We start from the raw sequence: 22,735 nt of genomic DNA on the forward strand, positions 1-22,735 counted from the left end.
CAGTCAAATACTCTGATCTTACTGGCTTTATGCCCATAACATCAATAACTCTTAAATAAACAGTTTCAGCGAATTAGAAAGCTTTCAGAATTTACCGGCCGGTAAAAATAAAAAACCCCAGAAAAAACTAAACCCGAAGGCGGTGTTTTCTGGGGTGTTCCAAAATTAGGGGAACAATCTTAGCTCTTTTAGAGGAGTGTTGTAATGAAACAACGAGTGCAATCTTAATCTAAGAAGACGCTTATATCAACAAAATCTAATATGAAAAAGTATGACGATAGTGACAGACTTCTCAAGACTTTCATCTAAACTCTCATATCACTCCTTATCACAGCAAACTCTCCCTCCCCCATTTGAACAGTTTCAAACCGCAGCAGGTATCGCAAAAAAATTCACCATGTAAGTTCAAATACATCACTCGTATAAGTGGTTGGCTAGCTGCAAGACACCATAGGCAGGAGTCTCATAAGGATGCGCTTGCTTTAAAGCTTTTAACACCTGCTCAGCTGTACTGGGCTCAAAAACCATTTCCACTCGGAATTCTTTAACTTTCTCTAAAGTGCCCTGTTCCCCTATAAAAGGTTGACTTCCCTCAATAGGTCTAAACTGACCAGTACCAGCAACTTGCCAAGCACACCCCTCATAGTTTCCGATCTTACCTGCCCCAGCCATAAAAACCGCTTGTTTAACACTTTCCAAATGGGACTCCGGCACATAAAAAAACAATTGGAATAATTCTGAATGAGTAAAAGTACTTTGCGACATTTGAAATCCTCTGCGGTGGTTACGTTTTTTCAATACAATAGGCAACCATCATTTTGACAGAGAAACCCTTAACTTTAAAAGAGGCTCTTTATGAAATTGCTGTTACTCACTTACGGTGTGATTTTAGCGCTAGGTATTACATCTATGCTCTCAGGCGTGCACTATCTTGCGAATATTGCCGGTTTTATTTCCGCGATTGGCTTTTTATTGGTATTTTTCAAGGATCGACCAGAAGATGAACCAGATTCAGCGAAACGTCAACGACGTTATTGGTACATTGTTTTTGCAACAGGTATCTTCTTTAGTCTAATTTTTGGTAGTTTGTGGAATACTCATATGGGGAACATGATTTAGTTTTTACTTCTTTTCACCCCTGAAAACAGAAAACCCGAGCCAAACAGACGTTCAACTCGGGTTTGCTTATCGAAAATCTTTTTTAGAAAAGTTCGATTTCGCCCTCTTCCATACTTTCAGTACTCACCCTAGACATTCGATTCTGTTCTATCTCATTGCGTTTATTATGAATTTCTTGACGGAATTTTTCTAAACGCATCTGATGTTCCTCTTCACTTTGCGCAGGTGATTCTGAAGCCTGCTGCAAGAAAAGGTTAATCTCGGCGGAAAACTCATGCAAGTTAGCCAAATGATTCATCACCTGCTCAATTAACTGGCGAACAATATCTTCAAATTGTAATGAACGAACCGCATTCGACACACTCATTTCAATTTCGGAAATCATACCGGAAACATCTCCAAGCTTGGTTGAAATACCACTATTCATCTCTTCAAGATCGCCCAGCATGGTGCCGACTTTAGCTTGCGATGAGTGTGCATGTTCCATGTCCTTGCTAGCCGTTTCACTGACAATGCTTCGCACTTGATCAACGGTGGTTCTTGCTTGCTCCGCTCGGTTACGAATTTGCTCATTCAGGATATTTGAATTAAGTGATAACTTACGAACTTCATCTGCCACCACAGCAAATCCACGTCCAGCCTCTCCTGCTCGAGCAGCTTCAATCGCTGCATTCAATGCCAATAAGTTGGTCTGGTCGGCAATTCCTTTAACGTCCTCAAGTAAGTTGAAAATCGCTTCAATTTGGCTGACCATATCATCGATTTTATTAACCGTTTGATTACTGCGCTCACTCGCATTGGTAAGCAAATCAATCAAGTATTGCAAAACACCTTTAATTTCAGAGGAAAACTTTTGAATACTCATTGAATCACTATTCTCATCACCTCCCAAGTTATCCAAAAGCGAAACCACTAGCTGATATTCCGCTTGTGTTTGCTCATGTAAGCCTGAAAAACTGGTGTTAAGCGTATCAATTGCTTCAGCAACAAGCGTTTTAACCTGCCCAAGTTCATCATGAACAACATCAATTTCTTGCTTAATAACTTTATCAACATCATCCATAATCTGTTGCAAAGCTTGATCAGCAGTGGTCATTCGCAACATTGGTTCATCACCACGCGATACATTTTTGGGTCCGGCAATAATTTCAGCGGCAACTTCTGATGTTTTCTCACCTGAAGAACTTGGGTACTCGGCAAACTTTGCCACAGACCAAGTCCAAACTGCTGAGATAATCAGAAACATTACTGTATCTAAAAATGGAATCGCAAAAAAGCTCAGGACGACTCCAAGTATGGTGACACCCCAAGCCAGCCAATACACTCGCAAGTTTTCAAGCATTCGTTCAATCATGATGAATCCTTTCTAATCTCATATTTATTCTTCTTCGATATCGCTCTAGAAGCACTATGTGTGCCATAAGTACCTGCCGGTATATTTTTAATGAACGTTAAACGGTTTGTCGAAATACTTCTATTTATTTAGATGCCTTATGTTATCTAGATAGTATTTCTGCATTCTGCCTTGTTGAGTAAAAAACTGGCTTTGCCATAAATTAAACGAGTTATTCAGAGTCGACTATTTATTACCAAAATAAAAAAGGCTCTTTAATAAAGTAAGAGCCTTTTACAATAAGCCTGCCTATCGGCATGACAAGCATCAAGAAAATAAATATTTCACTTATTTTTCGACCAATTCACTGATTTTCCCCGCAACCTGATCTAAAGGCAAAACATATTCTGCTCCCCCCATCTTGACGGATTCCCCAGGCATTCCCCAAACCACACTGGTTTTTTCATCCTGAGCGATGGTTGGCACCCCAATATCTCTTAATGCTTTTAAACCTTTTGCACCGTCCGCACCCATTCCAGTCAAAATAACACCAACTGAATTTTTTCCAACGTTACGCACCACTGAATCAAACATCACATCAACAGAAGGCTTATGACGGTTCACAGGCTCTCCATTATTTAGTTTGCACACATAACGCCCCATTTGCTGAACCACTTCTAAATGGCGATCACCCGGCGCAATGTATACGTGGCCTGGCAAAATCTCTTGACCATCTTCCGCATGATGCACATACATAGGTGAAACACTGTCCATACGCTTGGCAAATGGCTCACTAAAAGCGGCAGGGATATGTTGAGTAATCACGATAGCTGGCGTTTGTGCCGGCAATCGTATCAAAACCTCTTTAATGGCCTCAGTCCCTCCTGTTGAAGCTCCTAGCGCAATGATTTTTTTACTGCCACGACCATGATAGGTTGCTTTGAGTACATCAGAGTGCCCACTATCAACGGTTTTCACGGCAGATTGCTGATTTACTTGTCGTTCTTTTGTTGCTAAATAACGAGCGTACTGAGACTCCAGCATGTTTTTAGGGACACGCGCTGCCATTTTAACTTTTCGGCGAATTTCAAATGCATAATCCTCAAATGTATGCTGCAAATCAATTTTAGGTTTTGTGACAAAATCAACTGCACCAAGATCCATCGCTTCAAACGTGACATCCGCCCCCTTTTCAGTCAAGGTTGAAATCATCACCACTGGCATAGGATGCAAACGCATTAAGTTTTTCAAAAAGGTGACGCCGTCCATTTTTGGCATTTCAATATCGAGTGTCAAAACATCTGGATGAAGCTCTTTGATTTTTGTGCGAGCGTCGTAAGGGTCATAAGCTTGACCAACGACTTCAATCATTGGATCATCATTGAGCATTTTGCTTAGCATTTCTCTTACTAAAGCAGAATCATCAACAATCAGGACTTTAATCTTTTGCATATTCACTCTTCATTTTTTATTAGTTTTGCTCAGGTAACAATGAGCATTATTTGAGCATCCAACTCAAATTAAGAAATTCTTTGGTAAATGGTTTTGCCTAATAATTCAAATCGGTCACAGACATTATAAAGTGACTCCGAATGTCCAACAAACAAATGTCCTCCCATTGGCAAACGTTCTGCATAACGGTCAAACAAGCGGCTCTGTGTTGGTTTGTCAAAATAAATGACAACGTTGCGGCAGAAAATAACATCAATAGAGTCTTTAATCGGCCAATCTTCCATTAAATTCAATTGGCCAAACTCAATTGACTGCTTAAGCTCATCTTTGACTTTTACCTTACCTTCTACCGACCCCTTTCCTTTTAAAAACCATCGTTTTTTGCGAGCATCCGTCACCCCCTTCAATCGGTCAATTGCGTAGACTCCATTGGTGGCTGTTTGCACAACATTACTATCTAAATCCGTGGCAATGACTTTGGCATCCCAACCTTGCGGAACCGTTTCTTTTAACACTATCGCAATAGAATAAGGTTCTTCACCGGTTGAGCAGCCAGCAGACCAAATTCGAATTTTTTTGGAACTCGAGTTTGTCTTTAACAATTCAGGGATAACAGTCTCTGCCAAATATTCAAAATGGTGATTTTCTCGGAAAAAAAACGTCAAATTCGTTGTAATGGCATTGATCAGATGGACAAACTCTTCTTTGCCCATTTTTTCGACAAAATCAAGGTATTCTTTAAAACTGTCTTGGTTTAAAAAACGAATCCGCTTTGCTAAGCGGTTGTAAACTAAGTTCTTTTTGGATTCATTTAAATCAATTCCAGCGTAGTCATAAACGATGCGTTTGATTCTCTGAAAATCTTGATCACTAAATGTAAACTCTCTGTCATGCATCGCTGGGATACCTTTGCCTAATTATTGTTATATTTTTATTGTTATGTTTTCGACAATAAAAACTCTTACGATTTGACGGATAAAAAGCAACTAAAACTAACTTTTAAGAGGGTTTATCGAAGCAAAATTTTGCAAATCCCAATGAGTTTTTATTAAGCTTTATAACTATAGTCTTATTCCAAATTTAGTGGAAGCAAAACCTGTTTGAAAGGCGGCCCAGAATGGTCACAATATTTAACAATCTTAATTTGAGTCAACTACAAAACTTAAACGAAAGAAACCTCAGTAGCGTTTTAAAAGTTGGCCAACAGTTGAATGTCAATATCGACAAAATCAGCGGCAATCAGGTTCTGATAAAACTGGGAAGTTTATCCTTAAACGCGACGACTCTTGACACTGCTTTAAAGACAGGGCCAGCAAAAGTTGAAGTCACTCAAACACAACCACAATTAATGGTTAGCCTAGTCAAAACGACAAACACGCCTTCAAATGCCTCTGCCAGTAATCAAAAAACCGTTGAAACTCTACTCTTGCAAACGGCACTCCGGCAACTTTTGCCCAACCAAGCGTCACTTAATCAAACTTTTCAGCAACTTTCTCTGTTGCCAAATTTACCACCCAACTTACAAGCCCCCCTTCAACAACTGCTTGATCAGATGAAAAAAACTAACTTGCCTAATGGCGGTAAGGCTTTAAAAGCCGAGGTGGAGAACAGCGGCTTATTTTTTGAATCCAAAGTGAAAAACATACCGGCCGGTAAAAATGCCCAAACTTTGCAACAAGATCTCAAAGCACAGATGCTGCAACTTTTAAAAACAGCCCAAAGCACTGAACCTCAAAATGCTAACATCAAACAACTCACGAAAGCTCTAATTCAAGCGATTAACCGCATCAGTTACCAACAACTGAGTTATTTTGAAACGCCAATGAATTTGCAGATGGAGTTTATTCGCGAACGCGGTCAAACAACCATAGAAGAGCAACTCCACTTCAAAAAAAACCAACGTGCCAACCAGTCATCCTGGCAGGTGTGGTTACAAATAGGCTTACCAGAAGGCATACTTCAAACTAAGATAAGCTTAAACGAACTCTCAGCGCCTATTGAAAATGATGGAATGAAATCAAAACCTAAACACCAACTATTTTGTTATTTTTGGTGCGAAAATTCAGAAATTCTAGACCAAATTAAACAATCCGAAGAAATACTCGTTGAAAAACTCTCCGAATTGGCGTTGGATACTATTTCCGTACAACTAAGCCAAGAACCGCTCGAATTCAATCCCGATAAGCATAAACAACCTATTTCGCTGATTGATGTGAAAATATAACCCTCTACGGTTTTTAAGGCCGTTTAATCACCAAGACAGGACACTGGTGCAAGACTTGCTTAAAAAGCATTTTGCAGAGGCATTCGATTTACACACAAGATTTGTGGTAAATCAAGTAAACAGAGTAATTTTAATAAATTTTGGCCTACTCTCTAGACGTTTACTAATGAATCAGTTAATTTAGCGCTAACGATAGATACATTGAGATTATTGGACAATGGATAAAGACATCGAAGATATTCAAGACAAAATTGAAAACACTCGTGAAGACGATGAACAAATTTTGTCATTTGTTCTGGGGAAGGAAGAATATGGTGTAGATATTCTTCGCGTTCAAGAAATCAAAGGCTGGGAAAAAACTACGTCAATCCCTAACACACCCGATTATGTAATGGGTGCTATCAATTTACGTGGTGCAGTTGTCCCTATTGTGGATTTACGAATTCGCTTCAATTTGGAAGAAGTAACTTATAACGAATCGACTGTTGTGATTATTGTGCGCTCTGAAAACGCAAATGGAACCAATAAAATTATCGGTCTTGTTGTCGATGGTGTTTCAGATGTTTATTCAGTCAACTTAAAAGAGCTGCAAAACGCCCCTTCCATGTCTGGCACGATTAATACAGAATATGTGAATGGTCTTGCAACATTTGAAGACAAGATGGTTGTAATTTTACATATCGACCAGCTAATAAACGATGGAATATTGAACTCGGTTCAAGAGTTTCTTCGCAAAAACCATTAAAATTTTTTAACGAAACCTTTAAAATAGCCTTTTAAAAAGTAAAGAGAGAATTAGAATGTCAAAAATTTTAGCTGTAGATGATTCTAAATCTATGCGCCAAATGGTCGCTATGTCATTAAAATCAGCTGGTCATGATGTGACAGAAGCAGAAGACGGTGTTCAAGCTTTGAGTGCGGCAAAAGCAGCTCAATTTGACATTGTAGTAACAGACATCAACATGCCTAACATGAATGGTATTGAGTTAATTCAAGCACTACGTGCTATGCCAAACTACAAATTCACACCTATTTTATGTTTGACAACAGAATCTTCTGGCGATATGAAAACGAAAGGGAAAGAAGCGGGTGCAACAGGCTGGATCGTCAAACCTTTTAGCCCAGAAAAACTCTTATCTGTTATCAATCGAGTCATGTAAGTTAGCACCCAGCCTATTCAAGCAATTAAGGAGTTTATGATGAGTATCCAAATCAACCTACCAGATAGTTTGACCATTCATCAAATTGATCAAAACTATTCTCAATTGCTTGAGCAATTAGACGTTACCGAAGAAACCATTGAAATCAATGGTTCAGCGGTTGAAAGCATCGATACTTCAGGCCTTCAAGCTTTGATCGTATTGATTCGTCATGCCCAAGAAACAAGCAATCAGGTTTCTTGGAACTCTCCTTCAGATGTCCTTAAACAATCTGCAGAAAAGATTGGCGTCCATAACGACCTACTCTTGAGCTAATTTCTTTCTGTGAGCCAAGCCTCAAAAAAACCTAAACAAGACAATACCAAAGCTCCAACAACCCCACCTGAGAATATATCTGACAAACAAGCTGTTGGCTTGAAATATACAGGTGGTGGCGCTCCAATCGTTACTGCGAAAGGTCAAGGTTATGTTGCTGAACAAATCATTGCCATCGCAAAAGAACATAACATTCCTATTTCTGAAGATACCGATCTGGTATCAATGCTATCTCAAGTTGAATTAGACCAGGAAATACCAGAGGTGCTTTACGAAGCAGTAGTGCAAGTACTAGTATTTGCCTACAACTTAAGCGGTAAAGAAATCCCCTCCTCGCCTGACTCAACTGATTAAAAAGCAACGGCACTGGAATTTTCCCGCAGCACAAAATAAAAAACTTTGTCCAATACAACTAGGTATTGAACAAAGTTTGCATAATATCTCTACTTTTTAAAGAAGCCTAAATATGCTGCTCTAGCATGGTATCTGCATCCACTAAAATAATGACCCTATCTTGGAAATGCGCAATACCTTGAATATGGCGAGAGGCATTGTCTTTGGCACTGGATAATGGCTCAAAACGGCTTTCAGGTATATCTTTAACTTCCTGAACCATATCTACCAACATTCCAACAGTCTGCTCATCATCTAACTCAACTATAATAATCCGAGATACATCAGTGATTTCTTTTTGTGGCAAATTAAACATAGTTCGCATATCCACCACTGTGACAATCACACCCCGAACATTAATAATACCTAAAACCTGATAATTTGAACCCGGAACACTACGGATATTCCCTACCCGTAAAACTTCTCGAATTTTTTTAACTTGAATTCCATAGGTTTCATTTTCAAGCGTAAACATCACACATCGAGTACTTGGGCCTGAATAATTATCTTCTTCTTCAGCATTCGGATTGATATAAGATTCTGCTGAATTTAAATTAATGTCTTGTTCCATAAACTTCTCCAAGATGAACGTTTTAGTGAAACGCTCATAGCGTTACATTTGGAAACGCTGCATGACTCCAGGTAAATCTAGAATTAATGCAATTTGACCATTACCAGTGATCGTTGCACCGGCATAGCCTTCTAATTTTTTAAGCATGACCCCTAAAGGCTTAATCACAACTTCTTCTTGACCATTCACTTGATCAACCACTAACCCGACACGTTGATTTCCAATCAGCACAATAACTACCTTATCATGGCTTCTGTCCGATTTATCAACGCCTGGAGATAACCAGTCCGATAAGAAAAACAATGGCACACTCTTATGCCGCAAACGAACCATCTGCTGCCCATCAATCACATTAGTATTTTCAGAATTGAAATCAAAAATTTCCTGAACACTTGTCAAAGGAATAGCGTAATTATCTTCCTGAAAAGCAACCATTAGAGTTGGCAAAATCGCAAGCGTTAGAGGTACTCTTATGCGAATTTGAGTGCCTTTTCCAAGCACTGAATTGATATCAATACTACCGTTGAGTTTGGTGATCATATTTTTGACCACATCCATACCAACACCACGGCCTGAGATATCACTAATTTGTTCTGCCGTAGAAAATCCAGCAGACAAAATTAATTCAAACGCGGATTTATCATCCAATTGATTTGCACTGACCTCATCCATCATGCCTTTTTCAACTGCTTTCTGGCGTAGCATATCAGGATCCATGCCTTTTCCATCATCAGTAATCGACAGCAGAATATGATCGCCTTCCTGTTCAGCAGCAAGAATAATTTGCCCAGTGGATGGCTTACCAGCTGCTTCGCGCACATCCGGCATTTCCACCCCATGATCAACGGAGTTTCGAACCAAGTGAACAAGTGGATCTGCCAGAGCTTCAACCAGGTTTTTATCTAAATCTGTCTCTTCTCCATGCAATTCAAGCTCGATTTGTTTACCCAACTTTCTCGCCAAATCACGAACAACTCTAGGAAAGCGACCAAAAACTTTTTTCACCGGTTGCATTCGCGTTTTCATTACTGATGTCTGTAAATCAGTTGTCACATGATCAAGGTTTGCCACAGCATTTGAAATCTGTTCATGAGAAGCTTCCGACCCTCTAAGCGTTAACAAACGATTGCGAACAAGTACTAATTCTCCGACCAAATTCATAATTTCGTCTAATCGACGAGTGTCCACTCGTACTGTTGATTCAGCCGCTTTACCGGCGGCTTTAGCCGCAGGTGCTTTTGAAGCTGTAGATGCTGCTTTCGGTTCAGGCTTGGGTTCCGCTTTCGGTGCCGAGGTTGGTTTAGGCGCAACCGGTTTTGGTTGAGGTTTTGGAGTAGCTGCAACTTTCGCCTCCTCAACCTCTGAAACCAACTGATCTCGCTGATTCAACAAAGCTTCAAATTCATCATCTGTAATATCACCATCTGGATCTGTACCGTCAGGTAAATGTAACTCTGCTGTTTTCTGCCCAGCAGGTTGATCATCAATGTCAATTAACTGATCGCGCTGATTTAACAGAGCTTCAAATTCATCATCTGTAATATCACCATCTGGGTCTGCACCCTCTGGAAGTTCTAAATGCATTTCTTGCGAAACATTACCGGCCGGTGAATCATTGCCTAAATGATCACGTTGGTTTAATAGCGCTTCAAATTCGTCATCAGTGATTTCTCCATCAGGATCAACACCTTCTGGTAATTCTAGATGGGCTTCACCCGGTTCTTGTGGAGCAGCTTCTTCAACAGGCTGTTCTGCCACCTGTCCTTTGAAAATTGCATCTAGCTCATCAAGCAAACCTGAGTCATTTTCTGGCAATTCTCGTTCTCCGGCATTCAGCTGCTCAATAAAGTCACTGATAACATCAAATGCTCTCAAAATCGCATCAGCAACCGTTGCATCATAAGCAACCTCACCATTGCGAATTTTATCGAAGACGTTTTCTGCTCGGTGACATACCTCAACTAAAGAGGTGACACCCAAAAACCCAGCACCACCTTTAATCGTGTGAAAACCACGAAAAATGGCATTTAGCAAATCTGCATCTTCAGGGCTCTGTTCTAAATCAACCAACTGCTCGTTGAGCTGATCAACTAATTCAGAGGCCTCAACCAAAAAGTCCTGTAAAATTTCTTCATCCACAATGACATCCTCATTTAATTCAGTTGTCAGTTAAGTTTGATGGCAATCATTGCCAACCAACAACCTTTTGGTTGGTACAAGCAAAGCATATGCCAAGCTTAATCCCGTCTAAAACTCAAACAAAAACGCCGGTCATAAATACCGGCGTTGAAACTGCGATAATAAAACTTACTTAAATCTTATATCGAAATGAAACCTAAGTTAAATACCCATTAAATACCTAAGGAATCTAATAAGTCATCCACATCATCTTGCGATGAAACGGCATCTTGTTTAGATGATTTAGTCACATTTGGGCCAATTCCATGCTCCAAATCTTCATTGGACTTTTTTCTTTGAGGGATAGCATCATAATCATGCCCAGATTGCTGAATTAAATCGATTAGGCTATTTTCCAGAGAGCCTAAAATCAACATTACTCGTTTAAGCACCTGTCCCGTTAAGTCTTGGAATGACTGAGCTAAGATAATTTGTGTTGCATTATCGTGCGCTAATTTCAAAGCCTCTTGCTGCTCTTGTGTCAAAGTTTCATCAGGTAAGTTATCTAAGAGATTTTGGATTTGTTCAGCGTTAGCGAGAGATTTCTCACTCGCTTCAAGCGTTGCATCCATAACGTACTGCAAGCGCTCAGATGCATCAGGCAAATCATATTTGGTCTGCATCATGAGTGAATCGTCTCCCAAATCATCAAGGGTTTGATGCAAATTATCAGTGATTTGACTTAATTTTTGATACAGCTCTTGTTCACGCAACTGCGTTAACTCATCCAGTAATTCTGAGCTTCTTGCCTGATCTCCAGAATCAATAGCCTGCAATAACTGCTCAACAGCCTCTCGATTGATATTTGCCGATAACCCCATACACAACTCCCCTATTTTTTGATCAAAAACCTAAACTAAATTAGTTGGCTTTTTGACGCTCAGCAACACGCTCGAAAATCTTTTGAATTTTTTCATTTAATGTCGCTGCTGTGAAAGGTTTCACAATATATCCATCTACACCTGCTTGAGCCGCTTCTAGAATTTGAGAACGTTTTGCTTCTGCCGTAATCAAAAGAAATGGCGTATCTTTAAGGTTTGGATCTTTACGGACATTGCGCAGCAAATCAATCCCTGTCATTTCTGGCATATTCCAATCGCTGACAATGAAATCATATTTTCCAGTCTGAACCATTGGCCAAGCTGTTGCACCGTCATCTGCTTCATCAAATTTACTAAACCCAAGCTCTTTGAGTAAGTTTTTAACAATTCGGCGCATAGTTGAGAAATCATCAACCACCAAAATATTCATATCACGATTAATCTGCATAGTGTTTTCCTTAAAATTTTTTGTGTATTAAAACAGTTAAGCGTTATTAAATCCACTCAGACATCCGCGAACGAATTCGCTTGACCGCTTGGGAATGAATTTGACTGACTCGAGATTCACTTACCTCTAACACCTGTCCAATTTCTTTTAAATTTAACTCTTCGTCATAGTAAAGCGCCATGACCAGTTTTTCTTTTTCGGGTAGATTGTCAATTTCATGCGCTAGTTGCGATTGAAAGTCCGTATCGGCTAACTGTTGAAGCGGCGTAGCTGAACCACTAACCATACGATCTTCTGACAATTCCTCATGGTCTGGCTGATCAATCGATAACAACTGAGCACCACTCGTGTCTTGAAGAATCTTATGGTATTCGCTCAATGAAATACCCATTTCCTTAGCCACTTCATCGTCACGAGCTTCTCGCCCCATACGAATTTCAACCTGATGAATCGCTTCACTTACTTCTCGAGATTTACGGTGAACCGAACGAGGTGTCCAATCACCTTTTCGAATTTCATCCAACATAGCACCACGAATACGAATTCCAGCATAGGTTTCAAAGCTCGCACCTTGATCTCCACTGAAGTTCGCCATCGCTTCCATTAAGCCGATAATGCCCGATTGAATTAAATCATCAACCATCACGCTATCCGGTAGACGGCCTTTTAGGTGATAAGCAATTCGTTTAACCAAAGGCAAATAATCTTCCACGTTTTTCAAAGCCGATTCATTGCTTTGTTTTTGAACTTGCGCGTATACATTTGCCCTAGTCATAATTCTTTATTGTCCTTGAAACAGATTTTCAACAAAAAATTGAATATAGCCAGTCATATTCTGCGGTATCGGCCAACGATTCACTTCTTGTGCCATCGCATAAAAGGATTCCGCAGCTTCACTATTAGGACTGGTAATTACTACTGGTTTTTGTCGCTGTACAGCTTGTTTTAGCGCTCTATCATAAGGCACAGCGCCCATATAATCTAAAGTAACATTCAAAAATTTTTCAGTGACACTTGCCATCTTTTCATACAGCATGCGCCCTTCTTTTTTTGAGCCAACCATATTTGCTAACAATCGAAAACGGCTTACACCGTAATCCCGACTCAAAACCTTAATCAAAGCATAGGCATCCGTTATAGATGCAGGCTCGTCAGTAACCACAACAATCACTTCTTGAGATGCGCGACAAAAACTCACCACACTATCTGCAATACCAGCTGCCGTGTCAATCATCAACACATCAATTTCATTCGACAATTCGCTGAAAGCGTTGATGATTCCAGCATTTTCCATAGCATTAAGCTGCGCCATTCGTTTGACACCTGAAGCTGCTGGGATAATTTTTAAACCGGCCGGTCCTTCGACAATCACCTCTTTCAAGGTCTTTTGCCCATCTAAAACATGCGACAAATTATACTGGGTCTGTAAACCCAACATAATATCAACATTTGCCAACCCCATATCTGCATCCATCAACATGACACGATTGCCAAGTTTACTGAGCGCCGTTCCAATATTCACCGAAACATTGGTTTTGCCCACACCACCTTTACCACTGGCGACCGAAATCACACGAATCGGTTTTCCAGAAGTAGGTTTTGCAGACTTTTGAGAGGTTTCACCGGCCGGTGGTTTTTCACCTGCTTGCTTTTGCATCGCTCGCAAGCTTGCCGCCTGATCATTGAGCATTCGAAATCTCCTTAGCAATCCCCATCTTAAAGGCTTGCTCATCGGTTACATTGCTATTTTGCTGACCAAGAACAATCGCTTGATCGATTAAATCACGGGCGCGAACCATTTCAATATCTTCCGGCACTCTTTGTCCATTACTGACATAAGAAATAGGCAACGACTGCTGAATCAAAATGGTCAAAATATTGCCAAGCGAGGCCGCTTCATCCACTTTTGTCAAAACACAGCCTGAAAGCACCACTTCATTGAATGCTTCAACAATCTGTTGCATCACCGTCAATGAAGAGGTTGCAGACATTACCAAATAATTCTTAATCGGTACATTCCCATGCGAACCTGACGTTAATTGTTGCGACAATTGTAAGGCCTTCTGGCTCATGCCCGCCGTATCAATTAACACCAGTTTTTTATTGGCAAAAGAGCTCAATAAGGCATACAACTCTTCTTGCGTTTTTGCTACATGTACCGGCACATTAATCAGGTCAGCAAATATCTTAAGCTGTGCCTGTGCTCCGACTTTATAAGAGTCGGTCGTTATCAATGCCAAATCGTTTGGATGATTTCGCATCACAAAGCGACTGGCGATTTTGGCAATGGTTGTCGTTTTTCCAACACCCGTAGGGCCAACTAAAGCATAAATCCCGCCAACTTCTAAAATATCTTTATTATCAATCTCTACCTGTTTTTCCATTGCAGCTAAAATGTGTGACCAAGCCCCACTGTCTTTTGCATCGACAGAATCGACTAATTTTTGACACAGCTCCCAACCAATACCAAGCGCCAGTAAACGTTTCAACAAATCAATCTGCTCAGGTTTTGAGTGTTCAAGCTGGCCCCAAGCCAACCCAGCCATCTGATTTTCAAGCAAAGAACGCATTGCTTGAATTTCTGATGCCATTTTGTGCATCTCTTCTTTTTGCGCAAAATTCACCGCATGGTCGGATGCAACATTCGGTTCAGGAATTTTATCTACCGGCCGGTGAAAATCATGTTGGCTTTGATTTGAATATGGGTGACTTGCAGGCCGATTATTTATCTCTCTCGATGAATGTTCCGGATTAGCTATGTCGCCAGATAAGCCCTGCATGGCCTGATACGCTTGTAAGTTTCTTGGCGTTGCGGCTAAACCTGCAGATTCATAACGATCTGATTTGGATGAAGCTTGTTCAACAGACTGACGGTACTCTTCTATTTCAGGGTCAAGTGCGGCCATAACCTCACATCCTGAACTCGTCTCTTTGGTTGATAAAATCACAGCATCATCACCATGATCACGCTTTACCAACTGCATCGCTTCTCGCATGGTCGCTGCTGTATAACGTTTGATTTTCATCTAGCCTCCTTGCCCTACATTGGCCACCACACTAATCTGTCGGTTTTCCGGCACTTCAGAATACGCCAAAATTGCCAAACTTGGCAAACTAAACCGAAAGAGTCGCGCTAATTGCGCTCGAATTTGCGGTGCGACCAGTAGTACTGGCACTTGACCTTCAATTTCTATTTTTTGGGACTCTTCTTTTAACGTATTGTGCAAGCGCTCTGCCAAACCAGGCTCAATTGCCAACTGACCTTCAGGCGCACCTTGAGTCGCTTGCAGCAAAAGTTGTTCCAGACTAGGTTCCAAAGTAATGACTTTCAATTGACCGTCATTCCCTACCAAATCTTGCACAATAAATCGCCCTAAAGCTGCCCGTACTTCAATGGTTAAATCGTTTGGGCTTTGCGAAACAGGCGCTTTTTCTGCCAAGGTTTCCAAAATAGTACGGATGTCACGAATAGAGACCTTCTCTTGCAATAAATTTTGAAGGACCTTGACCAACGTCGCAAGAGAAAGCTTATCTGGAATAAGCTCTTCAACCAACTTCGGAGAACTCTGCTTAAGCTTATCAATTAATTGTTGAGCTTCGTCATGCCCAAACAATTCATAGGCATAATCTTGGATAATCTGTGAAATGTGCGTCGCAACCACTGTACTCGCATCCACGACTGTGTATCCCAAAACCTGAGCCTGATCTTGATCCGAAGGATCAATCCAAACAGCCTCCAAGCCAAATGTAGGGTCTTTGGTCGCAATCCCTTTAATTTCACCAAATACCTGCCCTGGATTAATCGCTAAATCTTTATCGGGGAAAACTTCACCATCAGCAGCCATAACCCCCATTAACATAATCCGATAATGATTCGGCTTTAAATCCAAGTTGTCTCGAATATGAACAGGAGGAACTAGAAAGCCAAGTTCCTGAGAAACTTTTCGACGAACCCCTTTAATACGATCAAGCAATTGTCCATTTTGACTCTGATCAACCATTGGAATAAGGCGATAACCCACTTCTAGCCCCAAGGCATCTACAGATTGCACATCATCCCAACTCAAATCTTTATTTTCGGGCTCGGGCTGTTCTTCAATACTAGCTTCAGGTGCTGGCGCAGTTTCTTGCTCTTGCTGTCGTTTATGAATTAAATAGGCTCCCCCACCTGCAACCGCTGCAAAACTCAAAAACGCAAAATTTGGCATTCCTGGAATCAAGCCCATCACACCAATAATACCCGCAGTAGTTCCTAAGGCTTTTGGTGTCGAGAACATCTGCAACTGCATTTGTTGGCCAAGTTCTTTGGTCGTGTCTCCACCGGTGACACGAGTCACAATTACAGCGGTAGCCGTTGATAACAGTAATGCAGGTATCTGGGCGACTAACCCGTCACCCAAAGTTAAAATGGTATACACTTCTGCCGCTTGCAAAAAATCCAGGTCATGTTGTCCGACGCCTATTGCAAAACCACCTATGAGATTGATAAACAGAATAATTAACCCTGCAACAGCATCTCCTCGAACAAATTTACTGGCACCATCCATAGAACCATAAAATTCTGCCTCAGTTGCAATATCACGACGACGTGTCTGCGCTTCTTCTTGCGTGATTAGACCTGCATTTAAATCCGCATCAATCGCCATCTGTTTACCAGGCATGGAATCTAGAGTAAATCGTGCACTCACCTCGGCAACACGACCAGCGCCTTTGGTGATGACCACAAAATTGATGACCACTAAAATTGCAAAGATAACCAAACCCACCGCATAGTTCCCACCGATAACGAACTCACCAAAAGCCTCGATTACGCTACCTGCTGATGCACCTCCTTGATGGCCTTCTAGAAGAATGATACGTGTAGATGCAATATTTAAAGAGAGCCGAAATAGTGTCGCGACTAAGATAATGGTTGGGAAAATAGCAAAATCAAGTGGTCGCTTAGCATATAGCGTGACCACCAATACAACCATGGATAGGGCAATATTAAAGGTAAAAAAGACATCCAATAGAAATGGAGGCATCGGTATGGTAACCATAGCCAACAAGGCCAGCACAGCGATAGGAATCCCTACACCTTTAAGTGATTTACCTTGTAAAAATGCCTTGATTTTGGAAAAGTCCATTGCGGTTTAAGTCTTTATACCTTTAAACAAATGCTGTTTCTGTCGAGGAAATTGGAAACATTCAAAACAGATTTCACCGGCCGGTAAATATACCTCGGCCTTAAATACGAAAAACAGTTCATTATAGAACACTTAACCGCAATAAAATACGATTTGTCAGTGGGATTCTAGCTGAGTTTAGTCCGTTCGCAAATGATCTGGCACTGGCAAATTTTCAAAATCGACTGCTTGGGTTTTGCCAGACTGTTTCAGCGAGAAGACATACGCCAAAACGCTCGCTACTGCTTTAAATAGGTCATACGGAATCGGTTGATCAACCTCCGCATTAAAATACAAGGCACGTGCAAGTAATGGCGCTTCAATAACTGGAATATCATTTTCTTGTGCCAAAGTACGAATCTGAGCAGCCATAAAATCTGCACCAACAGCCAGAACAACCGGCTCTGGCATCATTTCAGGTTTATAACTTAAAGCGACAGCAAAGTGCGTTGGGTTCGTAATAATGACATCTGCTTCAGGCACTTTTTCCATCATTCGTCTTTGCGACATCTCGCGTTGCAACTGACGAATTCGCCCTTTCACTTCTGGATTCCCTTCTTGTTGCTTAAATTCTTCCTTAACCTCTTGTTTGGTCATTTTTAGTTGACGGGTGTGGTTCCAAACCTGAAAAGGCACATCAATCGCTGCCACCACTAGTAATGAAAGACTGACGAAAATAAAGGCTTCAACGATGATTTCCGCTGCATGTGCTAAAGCAAAATTTTTTGGCTCAATACCCAAACCTAAAACTTCAGAAAACACCATATATAAAAAATACGTGGCAACAGAAATAACCAGTAAAAACTTTGCGAATGCTTTAACTAATTCAAGCAAAGCATTCAAAGACACCATACGCTTTAAGCCACTGACTGGATTTAGTTTACTAATTGATGGTGCCAAAGCTTTGGCACTAAAATTCCAGCCACCTAAAAGCATTGGCGAGACGATAGCAATAAAGACCATTAAAGAAAAAAATGGGACAAGCATCCACAAGGACTCTATCAAAATTGCAATAATCCGATCCAACAACTTCTTCTCATCAAATGCAATATCCCGATCCAAGCTCAGACCTTGGGTAATCACTGTGGAAAAGGACTGCATCATTTCCTCGCCGAACAGATAAAAATAACCAGCGGCAGACAGAGTCATCAAGAGAGTCGTCAGCTCTTTTGATCGCGGGATCTGCCCCTTATCACGAGCATCTTGAAGTTTCTTGGCGGAGGGTTCTTCGGTTTTTTCTGTGCCGTCTTCGTTTTCAGCCATAAACTACATCACTCTCTAAGACGAAAACGTGCGATTGTATCGCCAGCAGCATGAATCAATTCCTGAAGATGGGGCAACAAAATTGGAGAGGTTAAAGACAGTAAAACCAATCCGGTCAATAATGTAACAGGAAAACCCACCGCGAAAATATTCAATGCAGGGGCTGCTTTTGTTACAACTCCGAAAGAAACATTAATCAATAAAAGTGCCGTAATCGCTGGAAGCGCAACCAAAACCCCTGAAGCAAACATGTAGCTGCCGAATTCAAACACACTTCGGATGGAGTCTTGATTTAAAAAACTCGTACCAATTGGCAAATATTCAAAACTATCAATGACAATTTGAATCACAACTAAATGACCGTTTAATGCGAGAAACAACAAACTAACAATAATCGTAAAATATTGAGAAACGATTGGAGCCGTCACCCCACTGGTAGGGTCCGCCATCTGAGCAAATGCCAACCCCATTCCCATTGCGATCAAATGCCCAGCAACAACGAACGCTTGAAAAACAACCAGAAAGATAATCCCCATTGCTAAGCCAATTAAAACTTGTTGTGTGATAAATAACACACCTTTCCATGTAAAAGGATCAACAGGTGGAGGGACAGCGATCGATGGCGCTGCTGCAATGGTAATAAAAATGGAAAGCAATACTTTTCCACGCATTGGAAAGGATTTAATCGCAAACAGAGGCACAATTGACAGCATCGCTGCAATGCGGACAAATGGATAAAAGTACCCTCCAATCCATTGTAAAAACTCTGTATAGCTAAAACTCATTGACTGCTTCCAAATTTAAAACTAGCCTATATAAGCAGGAATATTCATAATCAATTCTCTCGTAAAACTGACAATAATTCCAAGCATCCAAGGACCTAAAACGATTAACACAACGACCACAATCATTAGCTTTGGAATAAAACTCAACGTCATTTCATTGATTTGTGTGGCCGCCTGAAACATCCCTACGAGCAAACCAATAATGAGTGCTGGAATCAGTAAAGGCCCAGCTAGCATAACCACCAGCTCAAGCATTCTTTGACCAAGAGTTAAGACAAATTCTTGCTGCATTTATATCCCTCCTGGTACGACAAAACTATTCGCCATGGTTCCAACAACAAGCGCCCAGCCATCTACCAATACAAATAACATTAATTTGAAAGGCAGTGAAATAATCATAGGTGATAGCATCATCATCCCCATAGACATCAGTAGACTTGACACCACTAAATCGATAATCAAAAAAGGAATAAATAACATAAAGCCAATTTGAAAAGCCGTCTTAAGCTCTGAAGTCATGTAAGCAGGAATCAATACTTTAAAAGGCACAGACTGCGGATCTTCAAGTGTTACATCTGCCATTTCAGCAAACATACCTAAATCGTCTTCTCTGGTTTGTTGTAGCATAAATTGGTGCATCGGTTTCGCCCCAATTTCAACGGCTTCCTTAAACTGAATTTGTTCCTCAAGATAAGGTGCCACAGCAGTGTCATAGATCTTGTCAAAGACAGGAGCCATAATGAATAAAGTCAAAAATAATGCCAGTCCAATCAATACTTGATTCGATGGTGTCTGCATGGTGCCAAGAGCTTGTCTCAACAATGCAAAAACAATGATGATTCGTAAAAACGATGTGGTCGCAATTAAAGCTGCTGGCAATAGCGTCAACCCTGTCATTAACAACAGAATTTGCATTGTTAGCGTATAGTCTTGATTCCCTGCTGCATCGGTTTCAACTGTAAAAGCAGGAATTCCAGGCATGGCATAGACGCTTCCGGCAACCAACAGTAAAACAAGCAATAAACTGATTAAAAACGTTTTTGAAAAGAGTAATGATTTAAAAAACGTTGTTTTTTCAGTCACGGACGTCGTGTGTAAATGACTCACTTCCGCTCCTTTTTGTTAGTTTCGTTGCTTGAATCTTTTGCTACTCCAACCTCTTGAGAATCCAAATTCGATTTCTTACCGGCCGGTATATTCGTCAAAACTTCGTCAGAAGTTTCGGTATTTTGCGTTGTTTGAAGAGCCTCTTGCAATTTTTGTGCAAAACTTGAAGATTCTTCCGTTTTTTTTTGCTTTGCCCCAAAAGCCATTTTCCCCAGGCCCATTGAAGTGGGTTCAGGAATCTCAACAGGGATTTCAAGTTGATGTAACTTAGAAATTCGACTTGAAGTAACGCCAACTAGAATCTGCTGCTCTCCGACTTGCAATAGCATAATACGTTCTCTTTGCCCAACAGAAAGCGTCCCAAGAACTCGCAAATTACCATCTGCCACGCCTGGAAAACGCCCATAACGACGTAGCATCCAAGCTGAAAGAAAAATAATTCCGAGCACAAGAACCAGAGAAAAGAATATTTCGAGAAAATAGTCGCCCGTTTTAGGGACGGATTGACCAATTTCAACAGTATTGTCAACAACACTTTGGTCCTGAGCTTGCGTTTGGAGCTGAGCCCAACTAGTTGAACTGAAGATCAATAATGTGAAAGCGGCTATGAAGGGTAAAAAATGAGCCTTTAAACTGTGCAAAATCTTTATTCCTGTGAATTACGATAGATGAATTCAGCAAACTTCGGCATCAACTGCGAAATCCAATGTATTAAGCAGTGTTATAGCAGATTGCAAAAGATTTGGCATTAAAAACACCCAAAGAAAAACCACAGGTTGTGGTTTTAGAATATTCAAACATAAAAAAGCTAATCACAGATCATTTTGTAACAATTAGAGTATCTGCGATTGAGGAACGCAAAAGTCGAAAACACCAAAACAAATAATTTCGATACACTTTTGCGTTAGAGGAAAGAAAGAGGTTATTTTAGTTTTTTAATTCGCTCTTGAGGACTGACAACATCCGTTAAACGCACACCAAACTTATCATTGATGACAACCACCTCTCCATGTGCGATTAAAGTGCCATTAACCAACAAATCCAAAGGCTCACCGGCAAGACGATCCATTTCAACCACCGACCCTTGAGTATAGGAAAGCAGATTACGAATAGAAACTTTTGCTCGACCGATTTCCAACTGTAATGTGACCGGCACATCTAGAAGAACATCTAAATCGATTTTATCTTTGCTCCCTCCAACTGCTCCATCACTCAAAGTATCAAAGGATGCTGCTGACGCATTGGCCTCCGTATCAGCTTGTTCTGCAAGTGCATCACCCCATGCATCTGCAGCATCATCTGTAGAGCTCGAGCCTTCAGCATCTGCTTGCTCTGCAAGCGCATCACCCCATGCACTCAAATCATCTTCTTCACTCATTTAACCACTCCTTGATGTTTTTCACAGCCGGCTCTTGATAAGCAGGATGGTGAAGAATTTCCTCAATTTTTACTGCTTTCTTGTCTTGGCTTTGTCCAAGTTTTCCACGCATTATTGCAATGTCTTCTATTTTAAGCGAGACTTGTTTTGGCATCTCAATTGGCAAAATATCACCTTTCTTCATGGCCATTAAATCTTCAACACTGATATTCACTTCGGCTAGATTAACACTCACGTCAAGTTCAATATTCTTCGCCTCTTCCTTAAGAGTTCTTGACCAACGGTTATCACTTTCACCCTGAAGATTCGACATCCCCTCTTCAAGTTTATCTCGAACCGGTTCCAACATTGCGTATGGCATCACAATATCAACACGCCCTTCAACCCCTTCAAAACGAATATTAATCGGGCTGACAACAATCATGTCGGTCGCATCAACAATCGCTGCAAATTTAGGGTTCATTTCAGAATGCATGTACTCAATCTCAACATCCATTACAGGCCCCCATGCCTTCTTCAGGTTGGTTGCAACGATATCCAAAATACTACGCACCATACTCATTTCAACGGGTGTATATTCACGCCCTTCAATTTTAAACGGTAACAAGCCTGTTCCACCAAAATAGATATCTACAGCGGTAAAGACTAATTTTGAATCCAGTGTAAAGAGCGACACACCATTAAGAGGATTGAAACGATAAATATTCAAACTGGTCGGAACGAATAGGTTTCGCAGATAATCAATCATTTTGATAATCTTTACTTCACCTGCCGTAACTTCAACACTGGACATAATCATTTCATTAAAATGACGTTGAAATCCGCGTGCAAAGCGTTCATTAATGATATCAAGCGCAGGAAGGCGACCACGAACAATCCGTTCTTGGTTAGTAAAGTCATATGCTTTAGCTCCTGGAGCATTGGAACCGTCGTCGCTTTCAACGTCAACGTCTCCTCCCCCCATACCCTTGAGGAGTGCATCAACTTCATCTTGGCTTAAAATATCATCCATGAATCACTACT

Annotated in this window: 25 protein-coding genes; 6 read left to right on the plus strand and 19 right to left on the minus strand. The window is 40.8% G+C overall.

Annotation, left to right across the window (positions count from 1 at the left end):
• Positions 1-414: 414 nt before the first annotated feature.
• A complete protein-coding gene (locus D9T12_RS08380; RefSeq protein ID WP_130537752.1) occupies positions 415-765 on the minus strand; it encodes a YqfO family protein in 351 nt (116 codons plus the stop codon).
• Positions 766-855: 90 nt separating this feature from the next.
• On the opposite strand from D9T12_RS08380, the gene D9T12_RS08385 reads away from it, so the two are divergent.
• Positions 856-1,119 carry a hypothetical protein gene (locus D9T12_RS08385; RefSeq protein ID WP_130537753.1) on the plus strand — a complete coding sequence of 88 codons (264 nt, stop codon included), beginning with the start codon at positions 856-858 and terminating at the stop codon, positions 1,117-1,119.
• Positions 1,120-1,201: 82 nt separating this feature from the next.
• On the opposite strand, the gene D9T12_RS08390 is transcribed toward D9T12_RS08385, so the two are convergent.
• The 3 genes from D9T12_RS08390 to D9T12_RS08400 all read right to left on the minus strand — a co-directional run bounded on the left by D9T12_RS08390 (position 1,202) and on the right by D9T12_RS08400 (position 4,800).
• Complete coding sequence (locus tag D9T12_RS08390; protein WP_240693154.1) at positions 1,202-2,473, minus strand: methyl-accepting chemotaxis protein; 1,272 nt, start codon at positions 2,471-2,473, stop codon at positions 1,202-1,204.
• 327 nt (positions 2,474-2,800) lie between these two features.
• Positions 2,801-3,904 (minus strand): protein-glutamate methylesterase/protein-glutamine glutaminase, encoded by a 1,104-nt coding sequence (locus D9T12_RS08395; protein WP_130537754.1) that lies wholly within the window; start codon positions 3,902-3,904, stop codon positions 2,801-2,803.
• 68 nt (positions 3,905-3,972) lie between these two features.
• The gene (locus tag D9T12_RS08400) at positions 3,973-4,800 is read right to left on the minus strand and encodes a CheR family methyltransferase (RefSeq protein ID WP_130537755.1); all 828 of its coding nucleotides are present in this window, start codon (positions 4,798-4,800) and stop codon (positions 3,973-3,975) included.
• Positions 4,801-5,021: 221 nt separating this feature from the next.
• Between D9T12_RS08400 and D9T12_RS08405 the strand changes: the two genes are divergently transcribed.
• The 5 genes from D9T12_RS08405 to D9T12_RS08425 all read left to right on the plus strand — a co-directional run bounded on the left by D9T12_RS08405 (position 5,022) and on the right by D9T12_RS08425 (position 7,957).
• Complete coding sequence (locus D9T12_RS08405) at positions 5,022-6,128, plus strand: hypothetical protein (RefSeq protein ID WP_130537756.1); 1,107 nt, start codon at positions 5,022-5,024, stop codon at positions 6,126-6,128.
• 217 nt (positions 6,129-6,345) lie between these two features.
• Positions 6,346-6,873 (plus strand): chemotaxis protein CheW, encoded by a 528-nt coding sequence (locus tag D9T12_RS08410; protein WP_130537757.1) that lies wholly within the window; start codon positions 6,346-6,348, stop codon positions 6,871-6,873.
• A 55-nt stretch (positions 6,874-6,928) separates the two neighbouring features.
• Complete coding sequence (locus D9T12_RS08415; RefSeq protein ID WP_130537758.1) at positions 6,929-7,288, plus strand: response regulator; 360 nt, start codon at positions 6,929-6,931, stop codon at positions 7,286-7,288.
• 39 nt (positions 7,289-7,327) lie between these two features.
• On the plus strand, positions 7,328-7,603 hold the full coding sequence (locus tag D9T12_RS08420; RefSeq protein WP_165395077.1) for an STAS domain-containing protein: 276 nt from the start codon (positions 7,328-7,330) through the stop codon (positions 7,601-7,603).
• A 9-nt stretch (positions 7,604-7,612) separates the two neighbouring features.
• Positions 7,613-7,957: an EscU/YscU/HrcU family type III secretion system export apparatus switch protein gene (locus D9T12_RS08425; protein WP_240693155.1), complete on the plus strand. Its 345-nt coding sequence runs from the start codon at positions 7,613-7,615 to the stop codon at positions 7,955-7,957.
• 106 nt (positions 7,958-8,063) lie between these two features.
• On the opposite strand, the gene D9T12_RS08430 is transcribed toward D9T12_RS08425, so the two are convergent.
• The 15 genes from D9T12_RS08430 to fliM form a co-directional block, all read right to left on the minus strand.
• Positions 8,064-8,567 (minus strand): chemotaxis protein CheW, encoded by a 504-nt coding sequence (locus D9T12_RS08430; protein WP_130537760.1) that lies wholly within the window; start codon positions 8,565-8,567, stop codon positions 8,064-8,066.
• Positions 8,568-8,609: 42 nt separating this feature from the next.
• Positions 8,610-10,706, minus strand: coding sequence for a chemotaxis protein CheA (locus tag D9T12_RS08435; RefSeq protein ID WP_130537761.1), 2,097 nt, complete (start codon positions 10,704-10,706; stop codon positions 8,610-8,612).
• 212 nt (positions 10,707-10,918) lie between these two features.
• The gene (locus tag D9T12_RS08440; protein WP_130537762.1) at positions 10,919-11,566 is read right to left on the minus strand and encodes a protein phosphatase CheZ; all 648 of its coding nucleotides are present in this window, start codon (positions 11,564-11,566) and stop codon (positions 10,919-10,921) included.
• Between the two features lie 40 nt (positions 11,567-11,606).
• Positions 11,607-12,014, minus strand: a complete 408-nt coding sequence (locus D9T12_RS08445) for a chemotaxis response regulator CheY (protein WP_420824240.1) — start codon at positions 12,012-12,014, stop codon at positions 11,607-11,609.
• 46 nt (positions 12,015-12,060) lie between these two features.
• Positions 12,061-12,789, minus strand: a complete 729-nt coding sequence (locus D9T12_RS08450; RefSeq protein WP_130537763.1) for an RNA polymerase sigma factor FliA — start codon at positions 12,787-12,789, stop codon at positions 12,061-12,063.
• Between the two features lie 6 nt (positions 12,790-12,795).
• The gene (locus tag D9T12_RS08455; protein ID WP_130537764.1) at positions 12,796-13,704 is read right to left on the minus strand and encodes a MinD/ParA family protein; all 909 of its coding nucleotides are present in this window, start codon (positions 13,702-13,704) and stop codon (positions 12,796-12,798) included.
• Complete coding sequence (flhF, locus tag D9T12_RS08460) at positions 13,694-15,040, minus strand: flagellar biosynthesis GTPase FlhF (protein WP_130537765.1); 1,347 nt, start codon at positions 15,038-15,040, stop codon at positions 13,694-13,696. Before flhF ends, D9T12_RS08455 begins: the two co-directional genes overlap by 11 nt.
• Positions 15,041-17,140, minus strand: a complete 2,100-nt coding sequence (flhA, locus tag D9T12_RS08465) for a flagellar biosynthesis protein FlhA (protein ID WP_130537766.1) — start codon at positions 17,138-17,140, stop codon at positions 15,041-15,043.
• A 177-nt stretch (positions 17,141-17,317) separates the two neighbouring features.
• A complete protein-coding gene (flhB, locus tag D9T12_RS08470) occupies positions 17,318-18,442 on the minus strand; it encodes a flagellar biosynthesis protein FlhB (RefSeq protein ID WP_130537767.1) in 1,125 nt (374 codons plus the stop codon).
• Between the two features lie 8 nt (positions 18,443-18,450).
• Entirely contained in the window at positions 18,451-19,227 is a 777-nt protein-coding gene (fliR, locus tag D9T12_RS08475; RefSeq protein WP_130537768.1) for a flagellar biosynthetic protein FliR, read from the minus strand.
• A gap of 21 nt (positions 19,228-19,248) precedes the next feature.
• Positions 19,249-19,518 (minus strand): flagellar biosynthesis protein FliQ, encoded by a 270-nt coding sequence (gene fliQ / locus D9T12_RS08480; RefSeq protein ID WP_130537769.1) that lies wholly within the window; start codon positions 19,516-19,518, stop codon positions 19,249-19,251.
• Positions 19,519-20,208, minus strand: a complete 690-nt coding sequence (gene fliP / locus D9T12_RS08485) for a flagellar type III secretion system pore protein FliP (protein WP_130538576.1) — start codon at positions 20,206-20,208, stop codon at positions 19,519-19,521.
• A 122-nt stretch (positions 20,209-20,330) separates the two neighbouring features.
• Entirely contained in the window at positions 20,331-20,975 is a 645-nt protein-coding gene (fliO, locus tag D9T12_RS08490) for a flagellar biosynthetic protein FliO (RefSeq protein ID WP_130537770.1), read from the minus strand.
• Between the two features lie 281 nt (positions 20,976-21,256).
• Positions 21,257-21,712: a flagellar motor switch protein FliN gene (gene fliN, locus D9T12_RS08495; RefSeq protein ID WP_130537771.1), complete on the minus strand. Its 456-nt coding sequence runs from the start codon at positions 21,710-21,712 to the stop codon at positions 21,257-21,259.
• Complete coding sequence (fliM, locus tag D9T12_RS08500; protein WP_130537772.1) at positions 21,705-22,724, minus strand: flagellar motor switch protein FliM; 1,020 nt, start codon at positions 22,722-22,724, stop codon at positions 21,705-21,707. The genes fliN and fliM overlap by 8 nt, the downstream gene beginning before the upstream one ends.
• Positions 22,725-22,735: the final 11 nt, after the last annotated feature.

The organism is Thiomicrorhabdus indica, assembly GCF_004293625.1.
GTDB lineage: Bacteria > Pseudomonadota > Gammaproteobacteria > Thiomicrospirales > Thiomicrospiraceae > Thiomicrorhabdus > Thiomicrorhabdus indica.